This is a genomic window from Burkholderia sp. 4NA327C6, from assembly GCF_005502655.1.
GTDB classification, from domain to species: Bacteria; Pseudomonadota; Gammaproteobacteria; order Burkholderiales; family Burkholderiaceae; genus Burkholderia; species Burkholderia contaminans.
Map to the genome: position 1 here is coordinate 1 of NZ_SCNZ01000063.1, position 17,541 is coordinate 17,541.

A 17,541-nucleotide genomic window follows, 5' to 3' on the forward strand; every position below is an offset into this window, starting at 1 on the left:
GCGCAGGCGTTGCTCGAGCCGGCAGCGCTCGAGCGGCACCGCGCGCTCGTCGAGCGCCACGAGGACGAACTCGAGGTGCTGCTGCAGCCGTGCGGCGGCGCGCACGACGGGGTGCGGCCGCTGCTCGGGCGGTTGCGGGATGCCGGCGTGACCGTCGCGCTCGACACGGCCACGCTCGCTCACGACGCGTCGCTGCTCGAGTTCGCGAGCTGGGTCACGCAGTGCGCGACGCCCGGCGACACGGTGGCGCCGGCCGATGACGCAACTGTGCCGAGCGGCGGGCTGTTCTGCGGCCTGGTGGTGCGATGGCGCGATCTGCGCAACGGATGGCGGCGGCCCGAACGCGACGAAGCGCCCGCGCGCACGCCGCAAACCGTCGCGGCGGATGCGGCCGAGCATATCGCGGCCGGCGATCCGGGCGGACAGGTACTCGGCGCGCTGCTCGACGCCGACGACGCAACCACCGGCGCGGCGCTCGACACGCTGTCGGACGCGGTGCGCGCACGGCGGATCAGTGCGGCAACGCGGGCCGGCTGGCCGCTCGAGCGGCGCCTGTGAGCGCCGTCGTCGCGGCCGCCGACGCGCGCGCCCTGCCCGCCCGCGCAATCCTGGTCGGCATGATGGGCGCGGGCAAATCGACGCTCGGCCGCGCGCTCGCAGCATCGCTCGGCTGGACGTTTGTCGACAGCGACGACGAGATCGAGCGGCGCACCGGACGTTCGGTCGCCGCACTGTTCGATCAGGTCGGCGAAGGCGGCTTTCGTCTGCTCGAAACGCAGATCGTCGACGAACTGACGCAGCGCCCGAACGCCGTCGTGGCGACCGGCGGGGGCGCGGTGCTGAATCCACGCAACCGCGCGCGCCTGAGCGAGCGCGGTTGCGTGATCTACCTGCATGCGGACCCGGACGCGCTGTGGCGCCGCACGCGCGACGACCCGCGCCGGCCGCTGCTGCAGGTGGCCGACCCGCGGCAAACGCTCGCCGCGTTGTACTGCTTGCGCGACCCGCTGTATCGCGAATGCGCGCATGCGCTCGTCGATACGACTTCGCAGGATGTCGCCCGCGCGACGGCCGATGTACTGACGGTGCTGCTGGCGCGGATCGACGCACCGGATTGACGGCGCGCACCGCGAATGTTCGCTTCCCTGTCCTGGGTTCGGCAGCGAGAAGCACGAAGGCGGCCCGGACGGCGGGTATCAGACGCGTTTTCGAATCGGCGAGTTTGGATTCTTCATGGTGCTATTTTGATAAGAAAAGTTATCCGGATAGACGTGACAGATTATCCAGCTGCGTGTTTTGTGACAGATGAATCGGCTCGTCAGACCGCAGGAAAATCGTTCCTTTCGGTGAGATCGCGCCACGATTGAGCGCATTGAGGGCGACGTCGATCGCCGGTTAGGCGAGCAGCAGGCCCAGCGGCGGCGCATCGCAGTTCAACCGCGAATATCGCGGGCATTTGAGCCGGCCTCCCTGTGAAGAGGCTGAACGCGTGTAGTCGGGCAACACAGTGCCGATGCCCGGCGTCGGGCCGTCCACTCCACGCGCCCACTAGCCTGACTCGCAACCCGCCACCCCTCCCCGCATTTGTTCCCCCGACGCAAGACTGTTGCTCCACGGTGGGTATTCGAGATCGCAGCCGGCGCGCCTACAGTTCGCCCATCGGATTCACGGATCCGGTCGGCACCGAAGCCGAGAACCCTTCACCCATCGAGGCAAATCATGAGCGCATCCAAAGTCATCATCGTCACCGGCGCATCGCAAGGCATCGGCGCGGCAACGGTCGACGCATTCCGGGCCCGCGGCCATCGCGTCGTCGCAACGTCACGTTCGATCGGGCCGTCGAACGATCCCGACCTCGTCACCGTCGCGGGCGACATCGGCGACGCGGCCGTCGCACGGCGCGTGGTCGACGCCGCCGTCGAACGCTTCGGCCGCGTCGATACGCTCGTCAACAACGCGGGCATCTTCATCGCGAAGCCGTTCACGCAGTACACCGCGGACGACTATGCGCAGATCACGAGCGTCAACCTGAGCGGCTTCTTCCACGTCACGCAGCATGCGATCGGCGCGATGCAGAAGCACGGCGGCGGCCACGTGGTCAGCATCACGACGAGCCTGGTCGATCACGCGAACAGCAACGTGCCGTCGGTGCTCGCGTCGCTGACGAAAGGCGGATTGAATGCGGCGACGAAGTCGCTCGCGATCGAGTATGCGAAGGCCGGCATTCGCGTGAATGCGGTGTCGCCCGGGATCATCAAGTCGCCGATGCACGCGCCCGAAACGCACGCGACGCTCGCGTCGCTGCATCCGGTCGGCCGCATGGGCGACATGAGCGACATCGTCGACGCGATCCTGTACCTGGATTCGGCGCCGTTCGTCACGGGCGAGATCCTGCATGTCGACGGCGGCCAGAGCGCCGGGCATTGACGCGCGGTGTCGAAACCGCGAGCCGGCGCGCCTAACGCGATGCGCCGGCTCGTCTGGCGCGTGTCCCGGCCGGCTGCGTGGCCGGCGCGCGCGCCAGATGCTCGACGAGAAAGTCGACGAACACGCGCACGCGCGACGACAAAAAGCGCGCATGCGGATACAGCAGCATGAACGGCCGCGACCGGCCGCCGAGGCCGGGCAGCACTTCCACGAGCGTGCCGGCCCGCAGATCCTGCTCGACGATGAAGCGATAGGTCTGGAACAGCCCCGCACCGCTGCGCGCGAGCGTCACACCGGCAAGATAGTCGCCCGACGTGCCGTAGCTTCCCGTCGTTGCGACGTCGATCCCGTCCGATCCATCGTTGAACAGCCACGGAATCGTTCGCCCGCTGCTCGGCAGCTCGAACTGGATGCATTCATGTGCATGCAGGTCGTCGACGGCGGTCGGCGTGCCCGCGCGCTTCAGGTAGCCGGGCGTCGCGACGATCACGAGCTCGGCATCCTCCAGCTTGCGTGCGATCAGGTTCGAATCGGCCGGCGCGCTGCCGCGGATCGCGAGATCGTAGCCTTCCTCGGCGAAATCGATGTTGCGGTTGCTCAGGTGGGTGTCGACGCGCACGTCCGGATACCGCTCGCGAAACGCCGGCAGCAGCGGCAGCACGCGATAGTGCCCGTACGGTGTCGGCATGCTGATCCGCAGCACGCCGGCGGGCGTCGCCTGCTGGCCGGTCGCCTCGCGCTCCGCGTCGACGAGTTGCGACAGCGCGTCGCGACACTGCTCGAAATAGCGGCGGCCGGAATCGGTCAGGCGGATCTGGCGGGTCGTGCGCACGAACAGCCGCACGCCGAGACGCGCCTCGAGCCGCGCGACCGAACGGCTGACCGCGGCCGGCGTGACGCTCGCCGCGTTGGCCGCCAGCGTGAAGCTGCCGAGTTCGGCCGCGAGGCAGAACAGCTCGATGCTGCCCAGCAGCAGATCGTCGAATTGTCGTTGCATGAGGCGATTCCTGCCGTCTGCGGCGCGTGGCGCGCGATGACGCCGAGTGTGCATGAATCTCGCGGCGGAAACCAGCGGGCGTATCGGGCGCGATTCGTTACACCGCGTCGTGAGTCAATTGCGCTGCCGACATTTACCGGCTTCGGCCGCATGACTACAGTGACTCACAGGCAGCACCGATCGCCCGAACCCTTTTCCCGCAAGGAGCACGACATGACCGTCGAACAGAAACTGGCCGACCTCGGCCTCGCGTTACCCGAGCCGCCGAACCCGCTCGGCAGCTATACGGCCGCTAGCGAAGCCGGCAACCTGCTGTTCGTCTCCGGACAACTGCCGCTGGTCGACGGCAAGGTTGCCTGTACCGGCCGCGTCGGCGAGCAGTTGAGCGTCGACGAAGGCAAGCATGCCGCCCGGCTCGCGGCGCTGAACGTGCTCGCGCAGATCCGCCGGCACCTGCGCGGGTTCGAGCGCCTGCGCAAGATCGTGCGCGTCGAGGGGCACGTGAGTTCGGCCGACGGCTTTTTCGGGCAGCCGGCCGTGATCGACGGCGCGTCGGACCTGTTCGCCGCCGTGCTGGGCGAAAAGTCGGGCCACGCGCGCTCGGCGTTCTCCCAACGCCAGTTGCCGGCCGACGCGGCCGTGATCCTCGTCGTGATCGCCGAGATCGACCCGGCCTGACCGATCGGCCGCCCTGCGGGGCGGCCAGCCGTTTCCGGGGCGTTTTCACCTGCCCTGCCCGGATTCGTTGACTCGCGAATATCAGGGATCGATCGCCGGAAAGCCTTCTCCCGCAAAGCTGTACACGTTCCAGATACATTGAAATACAAAATATCGCATGCGATTTAATCGAATGCGCTTGACGGAGAAGGTCGTCTCGACGAAACTCCATCGCATGCGATCGAATCGCATCTGAAACAAACCACCCAACCGACGGAGCAAATGATGAGCAAGATCGACAAATTGCTGTACACGGGCAAGACGCATACGACTTCGGGCGGCCGCGACGGCGCGGCACGCAGTTCCGACGGCCGCCTCGACATCCAGTTGTCGTCGCCGGGCAGCGCCGGTACCGGCACCAACCCGGAACAACTGTTCGCGGCCGGCTGGTCGGCCTGCTTCATCGGTGCGATGCAGCTTGCGGCGCGTGCCGCGAAGGTAACGCTGCCGGCCGATCTCGCGGTCGACGCCGAAGTGGATCTCGGCACCGCCGGCGATGCGTACTTCCTGCAGGCCCGGCTGAACGTGAGCGTGCCGGGGCTCGATCGCGACGTCGCGCAGCGCATCGTCGATGCGGCACATCAGACCTGCCCGTATTCGAAGGCGACGCGCGGCAACATCGACGTCGACATCCGTATCGCTTGAACGATGCATCAGGCGGCCTGGCGCCGCCTTGCCGAATGCCCGCTTTCCTTTCTTTCTTATTGAGGTGAATGATGAATACCCGACTGATCGCCGCCCTTCTCGTGGCCGTTTCCGCATCCGCTGCCGCCCCGGCGTTCGCCGACGCAGGCGCCGTATCCCGCGCGCAGGTGCGTGCCGAACTCGTGCAGCTCGAACAGGCCGGCTATCGGCCGGGCCGCGCGAACGATCCGCACTATCCGGACGATCTGCAGGCCGCACTGACGCGCATTCACGCGAACGACACCGCAGTGGCCGAGGCCGCGACGTCCGGTTACGGCAGCGATGCCGCCGCCGCGACGCAGTCGGGCAGCCGGCCTGCGACGCGAATCGCCGAGCGCTCGATCTACTTCGGTCATTGAACGAAACCGCGAACGGCGCCGGTGGCCGGCGCATGGTGCGCAACTGCTGAATCCCCCTTTTCTTGTCGAGGTGAATGATGAAGACCCAACTGATCGCTGCCGTTCTCGTTGCCGTGTCGGCTGCCGTTGCCGCGCCGGCGTTTGCCGGTGACAGCACCGTGACGCGCTCGCAGGTGCGTGCGGAACTGGCCGCGCTGCAGAAGGCCGGCTACCTGCCGAACCGGCCCAACGACCCGAACTATCCGGACAACCTTCAGGCTGCGCTGCGCCGGGCCCACGACACCGATGCAATCGCGGCCGAGTCGCAGGCATCCGGTTACGGCAGCGACGCCGGCAGTGCAACGCAGTCGGGCAGCCGCAGCGTGGTTCGCATGGCCGAGCGCTCGATCTACTTCGGCCATTGAGCATCGCGCGTCGGAATCGTCGCGCCGATCCGGGCAGTTCGGTACGGGGTGTGAGAAACGGGAGCGCGCGAGCACGGCGCGCGCCTCGCCGGTCGTCGGCGAAAAACTGCGTTGCAGGTCGGCGCGCCCTACGTGCTCGTGTCGGCCCGGGAATCGACGGTGCGCCGTGCCGATGCGGCTGTCGACGCTCGCGGCCCGTGATCGTCGAAGCAGAACATCAGCCGTGGCAGGCCGGACAGCAACCCGTGCCCGAGCGCGCTCACGACGACGCACTTCCCTCTGTCGATGGCCGCATGCCGCTCGAATCGAGCGATGGCATGGCATCGAAGCCGCGCAAGATAGCGGCTTCCACAACTGCATCGCGCAACGGCCGCGCAACGGGCCGCTGATGGCCGGCCGCATCGATCCGGCGGTCGAAGCGATACACGATGGCGGGCGGGAAGTTCATCCACGCGACACCCACCCGGACGGCGCGAATGCGCATGGCCTCCAGGTCGCGCGCCGGGATCGGGCAGCGCGGCACATACGTGAACTGGTAGAACGCACCATCGGCAGCAAGGTGGCGCGCAAACGCGCAGCGAACGATCGCGACGGCTCGTTCAACCGGCATCGCGACGAGCGGCAACCCGCTCACGATCGCATCCGCGCGCGCCCCGCCGAAGAAGTCGCCCGTCATGCCGAGTTGCGCCGCATCCATCTGCATGACCCGCAGCGCGGGAAACTGATGCCGCAGCGTGTTCGCGAAAGCGGGATCGGCTTCCACCAGCACCAGCCGGTCGCTCGTGACGCCGCGTGCGAGCAGTGCCCGCGTGAACACGCCGGTGCCCGCACCGAGCTCGATCACGGTGGCGCCGTCGCGCGGGATATCGGCGGTGATCAGCGCGGCGAGCGCCGGGCCGGACGGCGCGAGCGCGCCGACGCGGCGCGGATGGCGCAACCAGGTACGCAGGAACAGCATCCAGTCGGGGATTCGCATCGACGGGCTCCAGTCGGGATCGATCGGTCAACGGCATGTCGGGCTAGGCGGCCGCGCGTGCGGCCAGGTAGCCCGCCGTGATGAACAGCGTGTTCCAGAGCGCGATGCCGGCCGCAGCACCCGACGCGAATCGCGCGAAACTCGTTTCCAGCAAGCCGGCGAGCGCCGGTGCGACGAGCCGGACGAACGGCACCAGTTGCGACCAGAGCGCAAGCCGCGTGGGCCGCGCGCGGATGCCGTCGATCAGCGCGTCGATTCTTGCGGGCTGCAGCCGGCCCAGCGGCGCGATGCGGTGCAGCAGGGTCAGCACGCTGTCTTCCGGCCACAGGTTGCCGAGCGCGTAATGCAGCAGGCAGCCGGCGAAACTTCCGAGCGCCGTGACGACGATCGCTTCCGGCAATGTCCATGCGCCTTGCGCGCTGGCGACGCCGATCATCGTGAGGAGCGCGTGGGACGGCAGCACGGGGATCAGCCGCTCGATCAGCGACAGGCCGACGAGGCAGGCAGTGCTGTTGGCGCCGGCCACGCTGAGCGCGAGGCCGAACGGGACGAGCGTGGCGAGCTGGTTCATCGCACCGCTCCCGCGCGGCCGGCGCTCGACGCGCACGACGCGCACAACGCACGTGGCCTTCCGTGCCAGAATGGCCCGCACCGGCGCGGCGCGAAGGTGGGGCGTCGTGCCGCATTGCATTGCAGCAACGGAATTGAAGGACGTGACACGGTCATCGCGAGCCTCTCGAGGAAACGCCAGATGCATTGCACCGGCAATGCGGCGAATGGCACGCATCGTGGCCCCCGGGCTTTAAGAAGTTTTTAATCGCGGTCGGTCAGGCTGGCGACCTCGACAATCGAGGAGCGAAACCGATGCATATCCTGCTGGTAGAAGACGATGTCATGCTGGCCGACGCCGTGTGCGCGGGCCTCAGGCAGAACGGCTGGCGCGCGGACTGGTCGGCGGACGTTCCCGCCGCGCGGCTCGCGCTCGTCGGCCACGACTACGACGCGGTGCTGCTCGACCTGCAACTGCCGGGTGCGTCCGGCTTCACGCTGCTCGCTGCGATGCGCGCGAACTACGACCCGACACCGGTATTGATCGTGACCGCGCGCGATCAGCTGAGCGACCGGATCCGCGGCCTCGACGCAGGCGCCGACGACTATCTCGTGAAGCCGTTCCAGCTCGACGAACTCTACGCGCGGCTGCGCGCGCTGACGCGGCGCAGCCAGGGCCGCGTGTCGGAACGCCTGGTCTACCGCGACGTGCACGTCGATCCGGCGCGCAAGGAAGTCACGCGCGCCGGCGAACCCGTTGTGCTCAGCATCCACGAGTACCGCACGCTGCTGGCGCTGATGGAGCGGCAAGGCCGCGTCGTCACGCGCACGCAGCTCGAAGCGCGCGTGTACGGCAACGACAGCGAAATCGAAAGCAACACGATCGCGGTGTACATCCATCAACTGCGGCGCAAGCTCGGCGACGAGCTGATCGTGACGGTGCACGGCTTCGGTTATCGCGTCGGGGAGAGCCCGGCATGAAGTCGTTACGCGTGCGCCTGCTCGCGACCGTGATGGCGGCGGTCGTCGTGTTCTGGGCGAGCTGGGGCGCGTTTCTCGGCATCGGCCTGTGGCGTGAGCAGCGCGGCTGGCGCGACGGCATGCTCGAGAGCGCCGCGCAACTGCTGCTCCTCGCATTGCCGGATACGATCGATCGCCTGCCCGCGGCGAACGCCCAGGCGGTCGTACCGAAAACGGCGTATGGCAAATACGACGTCGCGTTCCAGGTCTGGGTCGATGGCCGGAACGTGATGCACAGCGTGGACGCACCGGGACCGGCCCTCAAGGCCGACCTGCGGGACGGATACGGGGTGAGCACCGGGCGCGGCGTCGCGCACGACGAGACCTGGCGCGTGTACTCGCTGTCGGATCCGGCAGGCCGGATTCACGTCCAGACGGGCGGCCCGGCCACGACCTGGCAGGAGAAGGCGAACAATGCGCTGCAACTCGGCCTGTTCAACACGGCGGTGATGCTCGGGATGCTGGGCGTCGTGATCTGGTGGGTGATCCGCTGGTCGTTCGGGCCGGTGCGCGACGTCCAGCAGACGATCCAGCGCAAGGCGGCGTTCGATTTCTCGCCGTTGCCGCTGGTGACGCTGCCGCGTGAGTTGCGGCCGCTCGTCGAATCGTTCAATCGCCTGCTCGCGCGGCTGAGTCAGGCTGTCGACACCGAGCGCCGCTTCATCGGCGATGCGGCGCACGAGTTGCGCACGCCGCTCGCTGCGTTGTCGGCCCAGGCGGAAGTGGCGTTGCAGGCGGACAGCCTGGCGGACAAGAACGAAGCACTGCGCCGGCTGGCAACGGGCGTCGAGCGCAGCGCGCGGCTATCCGGGCAATTGCTCGAACTGGCGCGGCTGGATGCAGGGTCACGGGCCGACCAGCACGGGCCGGTCGACCTGTCGCGGCTCGTTGCACTGATCGCGAGCGACTTCGACGCGGCCGCGCATGCGCGCCGGCAGACGATGCGGATCGCGGTCGAACCGGTGCGCGTCTGGGGCGACCTGGACGAGATCGCCATTGCGGTGCGCAACCTGATCGACAACGCGCTGCGATACGGCCGTGACGGCGGGCGGGTCGAGATCACGTGCGACGTCCCTGCCGATGCAGACGGTGCACGGGTCCGGCTGCGGATCGCGGACGACGGGCCCGGTGTGCCGGCCGACGAGCGCGAGCGGATCTTCGAACGCTTTTACCGGGTACCGGGGACGGTGCAGCCGGGCAGCGGCATTGGCCTGTCGCTCGTCGCCCGGATCGCCGAGTCGCACGGCGGGCCGGTCGAGGTGACGGCCGGGATCGAGGGGAACGGGCTGACGGTGATCCTGTCGTTCCCGATATGGGTGGATCCGCAGCGCTGGCAGCGTTAGCTGGCGTGCCGCGCCCTGTCCGTCCGATCCCGGTCTATGCTGTGCGACCGACACCTTCAATCGAGGAGCAGCTCATGTCCGATGCAACGACCGGAAACGCGCCAGGCAGTGCACACCCGCTCGACCGTGTGGTGTGGAACGCGCTGACGGGCAGGCAACGCCGCTTGGCGCTCGGTCATGGCCGTGCATGGCGGTTTCCGGTAGCCATCGCGCCGTTTGCCGCGATGGAGGATGCGAGCGCGGCGTCGTTCGACGCATTGCGTCCGTTGATCGCGGCTCACGGGCCGGCGGCGCTGGTCACGCCGGACGAGATCGAGCTGCCGGCGGGATTGTCGGCGATCCGGCGCGCGAACCTGTTGCAGATGGTCTGGCAAGGGACGCTCGGTCCGGCACCCGAATCCGGCCATGTCACGCTCGCGGAAGCCGACGTGCCCGAGATGCTCGCGCTGACCACGGCCGCGCAGCCCGGCCCGTTCGGGCCGCGCACGTTCGAGCTCGGCCATTACATCGGCATCCGCAGCGAAGGCAGGCTGGCCGCGATGGCCGGCGAGCGGATGCAGGTCGACGGGTATACGGAGATCAGCGCGGTGTGCGTCGATGCCGAGTTCCGGCGGCAGGGGCTGGCGACGCGCCTGATGCGGTCGCTGATTGCGGAGATCGATGCGCGCTCGGATACGCCTTTCCTGCACGTCCTCGCGTCGAACCAGGTGGCGATCGAGCGCTATCTCGCACTCGGTTTTGTCGTCCGTCGCGAGATGCACCTGCTGGTGCTCGGCGACGGAAACGCATGACGACGCGGCCGGCACGGTGGACGTGCCGGCCGCGGCGGGTATGCGTGTTTATTCGTCGGTCGAGCGGATCAGGTTGCCGCGCAGCGTCACGATCGCCTTCTGCATCTTCGCGAATTCGTCCGGCTTCAACCCGGTGGCTTCGACCAGATTCATGTCGAGCCCCTTCTCCCTCACGCGGCGGCCGGTCTTCGTCAGGCTGACCAGCACCTGGCGCTCGTCCGACGGATCGCGGTGCCGTTCCAGGTAGCCCATCGCCTCGAGCTTCTTCAGGATCGGCGTCAGCGTATTGGATTCGAGGAACAGCTTCTCGCCGAGCTGGCCGACCGTCTGGTTGTCCTGCTCCCACAGCGCAATGATCGTGATGTATTGCGTATACGTGAGGCCGAGCTCCTCGAGAATCGGCTTGTAGGCCTTGCCGAACGCGAGGTTCGTCGAGTAGATCGCAAAGCACAGGAACTCGGACAGCTTCGGCGCGGCGGCGGATGGGGCTTCGGTCGGTTTCATGAACGTCCTCCAGCGGCGCGAACGGCCGCAGATGGACGCATTATATATCGCATGCGATCTTATCGGAAGCTCGATAATCGCTCCCGATGAACCGGCACGCCGTCAGCCCGCCCTGCGGCGCTTGCCGGTCTGTGTCCGGCTGACCGACAGCAGCGTGCATTGCACCGGATGTGCGATTTCGGTTGCGAGCCCGCCTGCGGCAAACAGCAGGATCATCAGCCAGCGTTTCATGCGTCCTCCACGACCGAGAGGCTCGCGCCGTCCGCTACCGTTGCATCGAGCGCATACGGGTCGACGCCGTCGAGGCAGCCGAGATTGACGCGCCAGCAGGCGGGGTCCTTGCGCGTCTGATGGAACGGATAGATGCCGCAATGGCTGCAGAAATAGTGGCGGGCCGTGCGCGTGTTGAACTGGTAGCACGTCAGCGCGCCCTCGCCCTCGACGATCTTCAGTTCGCCGGCGGCGAACATCGGGCTCATCAGTGCGCCGCGCCGGCGGCACATGCTGCAGTTGCAGCGAGTCGCCGGCGTCACGGCCGTTCTGACTTCGAATTTGACGGCCCCGCAATGGCAGGACCCGTTGAACCAGGTTGCAGACATGATGGACTCCCGAATCGGTCATGCCTGCTTTATAACGGACCCTCGAGCGTGCTTTGTATCGCGATGTATCCGGGGTTCGTGCAGATACAGAACATTGCAAATTGGCCGCGGGCCGCGACATATCGATTCGGCGATCGGGGTGCGCTCACCGATCGCCGCGATATGCGTGCGGTTCGCCGCCCGCGAATCGTGCGATCAATCCAGCACGTGCTGCAGCCGCTCGATCGCCGCCCGCGTTTCGCGTTCGAGCGCGGCGAACAGTTCGGCCGCCGGCAGCGACCGCGCGAGCGGCGCCGCCTGCCCGGCCCACTGCGCGCCGTAGCCGAATTCACCCTTCGCCTTCGCGGCCGCGTGCAGCGCCTTGCCGGCGTCATACGCGATCGGGTACGCGGGCGTGGCCGGCGCGTGCGGGTCGTCGCCGAGCGCGGTCAACCGGTTCGCGAGGCCGCGTGCGATCCGGCCCGAGATCGCGGCCGTAAACGTCGTGCGGCGCGCCGCATCGCCCAGCAGCGCGCGGCGATAGCCGTCGTCGATCGACGTTTCCGGGCACGCGACGAACGCGGTGCCGAGCTGGGCGGCCTGCGCGCCGAGCGCGAGCGCGGCGGCGATGCCCTCGCCGTCCATGATGCCGCCGGCCGCGATCACCGGCAGCGCGCATTCGCGCACGATCAGGCGCGTGAGCGCGAACGTGCCGAGGCGGTCGTCATGCGCGGTCGAATCGAACACGCCGCGATGCCCGCCCGCTTCGATCCCCTGCGCGACGATCGCGTCGACGCCGGCGGCGGCGATCTGGCGTGCTTCGTCGAGGTTCGTCGCGGACGCGAACAGCGTGACGCCCGCGCGCTTCAGCGCGGCGATCACGTCCGCGGACGGCAGCCCGAAATGGAAGCTGACGACGGCCGGCTTCTCTTCGACGAGCATCGCCTGCATCGCATCGTCGGCGACGAAGCTCGTATAGATCTCCGACAGCGATGCGGGCGGCGTCGCGCCGTATTCGCGGAACGCCGGCGCGAGCCATTCGAGCCACGCGCGTTCGATGGCCGCGTCGGCGTGCGCCGGCTGGTGGCAGAACACGTTGATGTTGAACGGCCGGTCGGTGAGCGCGCGCGTGTCGCGGATCATCTTGCGGGCGCCGTCGGCGTTCGTCGCGCCCACGCCGAGCGAGCCGAGCCCGCCCGCATTCGACACGGCGGCCGCCAGCGCCGGCGTGCTGACGCCGGCCATCGGCGCCTGGACGATCGGGGCGCGCATGCCGAGCGTGCGCAGCAGCGTCCGGTTGTCGGTCGATTGATTCATGTCGCTTGCCTCCTGCAAGATTCGTCATCGAAATGCGTCGGCCGGATGCGGGCCGATGCGCGTGGGTCGGGTTCGGATCGGTGCGCGTTCGTCGTGCCTTGTGCGCGACCGGTCATGTGAAAGTCATGTCGAATGCAATGGGTAGCCGCCGTGCGGTGTGGTGTCTGCCGTGACGGAAAACGCATCGCGCGACGAAGGGGGCGTCGTTTTCCTGCGCGCCACCCGTAACTGCACCCATCCTACGCCAGCCCGCGATCCGCCGGCCAGCCGCTATCGGCCGCGCGCCCAATGCGCGAGCCCCGCACAGGCCGCCAGCAGCGCGCCCGTCACGAAGAACACCGAATGCAACCCCAGCGCGACGCCGATCTGCCCGCCGATCACCGGGCCGACCACCTGCCCGCTGAACTGCGCGGACTGCAGATAGCCGAGCATCTGCCCGGTCGCGCGCTCGTCGACCGATTGCCGCACGAGCTTGCCGATCGACGGCAGCAACCCCGCGAGCGACATGCCCATCAGCCCGCGCAGCGCGGCAAGCTGCCACCAGTGCGTGACGAACGCCTGCGGCACCATCGCGAGCGCGGTCAACAGCAGGCAGCCGATGATCACGTTCCAGCTGCCGACACGATCGGCCAGCGCGCCGAGCCGTGCGGCGGTCAGCATGCTGCCGAGTGCCGAACACGCCATCACGACGCCGGCGACACGCGCAAGATGGTCGCCGCCCACGCCGAGGCCGCCGATATAGACGGTGATGATCGGCTCGATCGACATGTTCGCGAGCAGCACCATCATCGCCGTCACCAGCAGCGCGGCGACTGCCGCGCGATTCGTGCGGTGCGGCGTGCCGGCTGCGGCGCTCGAGGTGCGTGTGCGGGCATCGGTGGCCGCGTGGAAGTCTTCCTTCACGACGAAGATCGTCAGCAGCGCGGCGACGGCGATCATCGCGCCACCGGCGAAGAACGTGCCGCGAATGCCGAGCCATCCCGGCAGCAACCCGCCGACGAGCGGCCCGACCAGGTTGCCCGCGAGCGCACCGGTTGACAGGATCCCGAGCGCCCAGCCCGCGCGCTCGCGCGGCGCCTGCGTGCCGACCATCACGGTCGACGCCGACGCGTAGCCGCCGACCAGCCCCGCAAGCAGCCGCAGCGCGACGAGTTCGACCACGTTGTGCGCGACGCCGATCAGCGACATCACGATCGCCATCCCGATCGCGGCACGCACGAGCATCGGCTTGCGACCGAAGCGGTCTGCAAGGCGGCCCCACAGCGGCGCGGTGACGGCCGTGCCGAGGAACGTCGCGCCGAACGCGATGCCCGACCACTGGATCACGGCCGACTGCGCGTCGACGCCGAGTTGCCGCACGTACAGCGGCAGGAACGGCAGCAGCATGCTCAGGCTGACGAGCGTCGTGAACGACCCGAACACGCAGACGGCGAGATTGCGTCGCCAGTAGCGCGCGTTGCGTTCGGCGTAGCTGGCGGTGGGACGTGCGGCCCGTGTCGTGACGGGCGCATGCGAGATCGTGCTCATTGCGTGCTCACCGGCGTGACGAAGCTTGCCGATGACGGCACGCATGCGAAACGGGCGATGCCGATGCCGGACACCACGCGGTGCGTCAGTCCGAACGCACCGGCACGAAGCTGGACGGGAAGCGCTTGATGCATGTTGACCTCCATTCGCTGAACGGGCGCCATTCGCGTCCGTCGGTTGAAGGAAGTCTAGATTGAGCCGATTACCGAGTGAATCCATGCCGTGCGAAAGCCATTCTTCCGTGTTTCGGTTCAATCGTCGTCAGTAATGGCTGCCAGCCGCGCAAAGTGCTCGCGCAGGCGCGGCGCCGCGAAATCGACGAATGCGCGCACCTTCGGCACAGAAAGGCGTCCGTAAGGCGTGACGAGATGGATGGGCAGCGGCGCGTGTTCGCTGTCGCGCAGCACGATCCGCAGCGTGCCGTCCCGCACCGGTTCGGCCACGTGATACGAGAAGAGCCGCGTGACGCCGTGCCCGGCGACGGCCGACGCCACCGCGCCGCGAATCGTGTTGATGATGAAGCGCGGCGTGAACTGGACGACCTGCGGCAGCGCCGACGGTGCGGGCGGCGGGAAGCTCCACGAGTCGAGGCCGAAGTGCGTCATCGAGATGATCCGGTGCTGCGCGAGATCGGCCGGCGTCTCGATCGCCGGATGCTTCGCCAGGTAATCGGGCGACGCCACGACGACCCGCCGCACCGCGCCGACCGGGATTGCGACCAGCGTCGAATCGGTCAGGTGTGCGATCCGCAGCGCGACGTCCATTCCTTCGTCGATCAGGCTGACGGGACGGTCGAGCAACTGCAGCCGGATCGACACGGCCGGATGGCGTTCGATGAATTCGTCGAGCAGCGCGCGCAACACGTCCTCGCCCGCAGCGACCGGCGCAGTGACCGTCAACAGGCCGCGCGGCGCCGAACGTTCGTCGGCGACCAGCATGTCGGCTTCCTCGAGATCGGACAGGATGCGGCGGCACGCGGCCGCGTAGCGTTCGCCGGCCTCGCTGAGCCGGATCGTCCGCGTCGTGCGGTACAGCAGCGCAGTGCCCGTGTGCGCTTCAAGGAACGCGATCGCGCGGCTGACCGCCGCCGGCGAGCGGCCGAGCTTGCGGCCCGCGCCCGCGAGGCTGCCCTCGTCCAGCGTGGCGACGAACACCTTCATCGCATCGATTCGATCCATGGCGTATCAGCGGGGGCGAGCGGTCGTGTAGTGGGTGGTGGGCAGGCGAGCGTGCAGTCTACCGCACGCGGGTGAGGCGCTTTGCCGGGGGATACTGCGCTTGCCGTTTTGGCCCTACAATGCGCAGGCGAAGAAACCGCATGATCGGCCGTCAGGGTGCCGCGTTCATCGAACGCAGCGCCCGACATTCAAGCGGTTCCGCTGAATAACCAACAACATCCAACAGCACACATGAAAAGAAGAACATTTCTCGCGCTGCCCGCCGTGGCGGCGTCCGGCATGCTTGCCGGCTGCTCCGACGCCAACATCGGCCCCATCACCAATCGCATGCTGAAGGATCCGGAATACCGTGAAACGCTCTCGGCATTTCTGATCAGCGCGGACGGAAAGAGCCTCGTGGTCATCGGCAAGCAGTATCACTACATTTTCGATGTGCCTCCGGCCCTCGCCGTCAATCTCACGGCACCCTATCGCGCCAAGCTGTATACCGATTTCGATGATTTCGAGACGCACGGCGACAAGATCTCGGGGCGTTACGTGTTGCGGCTCGCGCGCGAGGACGCACCGGCCGGCTCCGAGCTTCGCGAGCGCGCGCTTGCCGACGGTTTCAAGGACGGGCGGTTTGAACTGACGGAGAGCGGCACGATCACCGGAAAGCGTTACCAGCCGAACGATGTCACGCCTTCGTCGATACCCCAGGCGTTCAATCATCCGTACAACGTCAAGGTGATCGAGCGACCGTCGGTGCTCGGTAAGGGGGCGAAGATCGCGCTGTCGCCGATCACGATTGCAGCCGATGGTGCGCTCGGCCTGCTGGGTGTCGCACTTGCGCCGATCGCACTTACCACGATCCTCGTGCTGGCCCACTAGGGTCACGGCATCGCGACGTCACCGAGCTGCGTGCTCGCGCGACGCAGCAGAATCCCGCGCTGAAAATGAAACGAGCCGGTACGCCGCGGCGAATTGCGGCGTACCGGCTCGTGTCGCGATGTCGCCGCATCACACTTCATACCGCACCGCATGCGCTTCGGTCGGCAGCGGCAAATCCCAGCGCAGCAGCATCGACTCGAGCACGCGGTTCGTCAGCGACGTGTCGCGCCGCGCGTTGCGGCGCAACAGTTCCGCGCGCGGCTGTTCGAGATAGACGAGCGTCACGTCGGCGTTGTACGCAAACAGCAGATCGAGCGTCTTCTTGCGCATCAGCGGCGACAGGTTCGTAGCATTCCACACGAACGGTTGTTGCGCGCGCAACAGTGCCTTCGCGGCGTCGACCGCGTGGTGCGCGACGGCGCCCTCGTTCTGCCCATGACGCAGCCCCAATGCATCGCGTGCATCGTCGAACGACACGACCGGCAGATCCGGATGATGCCGCGCCACCCACGTGTTCTTGCCCGACGCGGGCAGGCCCGACATCACGATGACCCGCGAGCCCGGTGTGCGAAACAGCGGATAGTCGGGGTGCACGTCCGCGCCGCGGAAGTAGCTGAGCGCGGTATGCGCGTCGGCGAACGCACGCGGCTGGCCGTAACAGCCCTCTTCCCGCGCCAGTTCGCGCAACAGTTCGATGTTGTCGAGCACGCGCTGCGTGTCGCCGCAGATGCGCCCGCGGATATCGGCTTCGGCAAGCAGGCACAGCAGCGGCAGGCTGACCTGCCACGACAGCTCGCGCGCGATGAACTCGGGCGTGCCGCGGCGCGACCCGCTCATCGCGAAGAACGGCACCTGGTGCACCGCGATCATCCGGCAGATCGCCTCGCGCACCGCGAACGGCACGCCGGCATTCCACAGTGCGATCCGCGCGTCGATCGCGCCCTTGCGCGAATGGCCGGGATGGCCGATCGCACCGGTAACGGGGTCGACGGCCGTCGTGCCGTGCTTCGCGATGTCGTGCAGCAGCGCGGCCAGGAACACGATCTCCTGGTCGGCGCGCGACGCGGCCTGGTACTCGGGCAGCGCGAGCAGCGCGTCGATCACCATCATCGTATGCGTCCACACGTCGCCTTCGCCGTGGTGCGCGGGCTCTTGGGGTGTTGCCTTTGCGTGTTCGAGCGCGGGAAATGCCGCGAGACACGCGTGATAGTCCGGCTGCCGGCCGGGTGCGGGCACGAGTGCCTGCAACTGTTCGTACTTCATGATCAAGACTCCTCTCGAAACGGCGCTCGGCCGTTCC

The 17,541-nt window shown here is 67.8% G+C and carries 22 protein-coding genes; 11 read left to right on the top strand and 11 right to left on the bottom strand.

Annotated elements, in window-relative coordinates:
• The 3 genes from FFS49_RS42255 to FFS49_RS37250 all read left to right on the top strand — a co-directional run.
• On the top strand, positions 1-558 hold a 558-nt coding region (locus tag FFS49_RS42255), incomplete at its 5' end, for a hypothetical protein (protein WP_171026895.1).
• Positions 555-1,118: a shikimate kinase gene (locus tag FFS49_RS37245; protein WP_226285436.1), complete on the top strand. Its 564-nt coding sequence runs from the start codon at positions 555-557 to the stop codon at positions 1,116-1,118. The genes FFS49_RS42255 and FFS49_RS37245, both read left to right, overlap by 4 nt.
• Positions 1,119-1,719: 601 nt before the next feature.
• Complete coding sequence (locus tag FFS49_RS37250; protein WP_105816419.1) at positions 1,720-2,427, top strand: SDR family NAD(P)-dependent oxidoreductase; 708 nt, start codon at positions 1,720-1,722, stop codon at positions 2,425-2,427.
• A gap of 31 nt (positions 2,428-2,458) precedes the next feature.
• Here FFS49_RS37250 and FFS49_RS37255 read toward each other — a convergent pair whose 3' ends face one another.
• Positions 2,459-3,424, bottom strand: coding sequence for a LysR family transcriptional regulator (locus FFS49_RS37255; RefSeq protein WP_039354896.1), 966 nt, complete (start codon positions 3,422-3,424; stop codon positions 2,459-2,461).
• 213 nt (positions 3,425-3,637) lie between these two features.
• Between FFS49_RS37255 and FFS49_RS37260 the strand changes: the two genes are divergently transcribed.
• The 4 genes from FFS49_RS37260 to FFS49_RS37275 all read left to right on the top strand — a co-directional run bounded on the left by FFS49_RS37260 (position 3,638) and on the right by FFS49_RS37275 (position 5,588).
• Positions 3,638-4,102, top strand: coding sequence for a RidA family protein (locus FFS49_RS37260; RefSeq protein WP_039354899.1), 465 nt, complete (start codon positions 3,638-3,640; stop codon positions 4,100-4,102).
• 264 nt (positions 4,103-4,366) lie between these two features.
• Positions 4,367-4,786 carry an organic hydroperoxide resistance protein gene (locus FFS49_RS37265; protein ID WP_105816445.1) on the top strand — a complete coding sequence of 140 codons (420 nt, stop codon included), beginning with the start codon at positions 4,367-4,369 and terminating at the stop codon, positions 4,784-4,786.
• Between the two features lie 68 nt (positions 4,787-4,854).
• Positions 4,855-5,184 (top strand): DUF4148 domain-containing protein, encoded by a 330-nt coding sequence (locus FFS49_RS37270; protein ID WP_105816420.1) that lies wholly within the window; start codon positions 4,855-4,857, stop codon positions 5,182-5,184.
• Between the two features lie 74 nt (positions 5,185-5,258).
• Entirely contained in the window at positions 5,259-5,588 is a 330-nt protein-coding gene (locus FFS49_RS37275; protein ID WP_071334498.1) for a DUF4148 domain-containing protein, read from the top strand.
• A gap of 259 nt (positions 5,589-5,847) precedes the next feature.
• Here FFS49_RS37275 and FFS49_RS37280 read toward each other — a convergent pair whose 3' ends face one another.
• Together FFS49_RS37280 and FFS49_RS37285 are read right to left on the bottom strand one after the other, a co-directional pair.
• Positions 5,848-6,564 (bottom strand): rRNA adenine N-6-methyltransferase family protein, encoded by a 717-nt coding sequence (locus tag FFS49_RS37280; protein WP_105816421.1) that lies wholly within the window; start codon positions 6,562-6,564, stop codon positions 5,848-5,850.
• Positions 6,565-6,607: 43 nt separating this feature from the next.
• Positions 6,608-7,135 carry a VTT domain-containing protein gene (locus FFS49_RS37285; protein WP_039355043.1) on the bottom strand — a complete coding sequence of 176 codons (528 nt, stop codon included), beginning with the start codon at positions 7,133-7,135 and terminating at the stop codon, positions 6,608-6,610.
• Positions 7,136-7,428: 293 nt separating this feature from the next.
• On the opposite strand from FFS49_RS37285, the gene FFS49_RS37290 reads away from it, so the two are divergent.
• The 3 genes from FFS49_RS37290 (at position 7,429) to FFS49_RS37300 (ending at position 10,267) form a co-directional block, all read left to right on the top strand.
• Positions 7,429-8,094: a response regulator transcription factor gene (locus tag FFS49_RS37290; RefSeq protein ID WP_039354911.1), complete on the top strand. Its 666-nt coding sequence runs from the start codon at positions 7,429-7,431 to the stop codon at positions 8,092-8,094.
• On the top strand, positions 8,091-9,476 hold the full coding sequence (locus tag FFS49_RS37295) for an ATP-binding protein (protein ID WP_105816422.1): 1,386 nt from the start codon (positions 8,091-8,093) through the stop codon (positions 9,474-9,476). Before FFS49_RS37290 ends, FFS49_RS37295 begins: the two co-directional genes overlap by 4 nt.
• Before the next feature lie 74 nt (positions 9,477-9,550).
• Positions 9,551-10,267, top strand: a complete 717-nt coding sequence (locus FFS49_RS37300; protein WP_105816423.1) for a GNAT family N-acetyltransferase — start codon at positions 9,551-9,553, stop codon at positions 10,265-10,267.
• A 48-nt stretch (positions 10,268-10,315) separates the two neighbouring features.
• Here the strand turns inward: FFS49_RS37300 and FFS49_RS37305 are convergent, their stop codons facing one another.
• The 7 genes from FFS49_RS37305 to FFS49_RS37325 form a co-directional block, all read right to left on the bottom strand.
• Entirely contained in the window at positions 10,316-10,771 is a 456-nt protein-coding gene (locus FFS49_RS37305; RefSeq protein WP_039354918.1) for a MarR family transcriptional regulator, read from the bottom strand.
• A 102-nt stretch (positions 10,772-10,873) separates the two neighbouring features.
• Entirely contained in the window at positions 10,874-11,002 is a 129-nt protein-coding gene (locus tag FFS49_RS43030; protein ID WP_258181720.1) for a hypothetical protein, read from the bottom strand.
• The gene (locus FFS49_RS37310) at positions 10,999-11,370 is read right to left on the bottom strand and encodes a GFA family protein (RefSeq protein WP_105816424.1); all 372 of its coding nucleotides are present in this window, start codon (positions 11,368-11,370) and stop codon (positions 10,999-11,001) included. Before FFS49_RS37310 ends, FFS49_RS43030 begins: the two co-directional genes overlap by 4 nt.
• A 195-nt stretch (positions 11,371-11,565) precedes the next feature.
• Positions 11,566-12,666, bottom strand: coding sequence for a nitronate monooxygenase (locus FFS49_RS37315; RefSeq protein WP_105816425.1), 1,101 nt, complete (start codon positions 12,664-12,666; stop codon positions 11,566-11,568).
• A 270-nt stretch (positions 12,667-12,936) separates the two neighbouring features.
• Complete coding sequence (locus tag FFS49_RS37320; protein WP_105816426.1) at positions 12,937-14,193, bottom strand: MFS transporter; 1,257 nt, start codon at positions 14,191-14,193, stop codon at positions 12,937-12,939.
• Positions 14,190-14,327 (bottom strand): hypothetical protein, encoded by a 138-nt coding sequence (locus tag FFS49_RS42260; protein WP_171026896.1) that lies wholly within the window; start codon positions 14,325-14,327, stop codon positions 14,190-14,192. The genes FFS49_RS37320 and FFS49_RS42260 overlap by 4 nt, the downstream gene beginning before the upstream one ends.
• Positions 14,328-14,444: 117 nt before the next feature.
• Positions 14,445-15,371, bottom strand: coding sequence for a LysR family transcriptional regulator (locus FFS49_RS37325; RefSeq protein ID WP_039354931.1), 927 nt, complete (start codon positions 15,369-15,371; stop codon positions 14,445-14,447).
• Between the two features lie 156 nt (positions 15,372-15,527).
• Here FFS49_RS37325 and FFS49_RS37330 point away from each other — a divergent pair, with 156 nt between their 5' ends.
• A complete protein-coding gene (locus tag FFS49_RS37330) occupies positions 15,528-16,241 on the top strand; it encodes a 5-formyltetrahydrofolate cyclo-ligase (protein WP_226285437.1) in 714 nt (237 codons plus the stop codon).
• A gap of 129 nt (positions 16,242-16,370) precedes the next feature.
• On the opposite strand, the gene FFS49_RS37335 is transcribed toward FFS49_RS37330, so the two are convergent.
• Positions 16,371-17,504 (bottom strand): AAA family ATPase, encoded by a 1,134-nt coding sequence (locus FFS49_RS37335; RefSeq protein ID WP_105816427.1) that lies wholly within the window; start codon positions 17,502-17,504, stop codon positions 16,371-16,373.
• Positions 17,505-17,541: the final 37 nt, after the last annotated feature.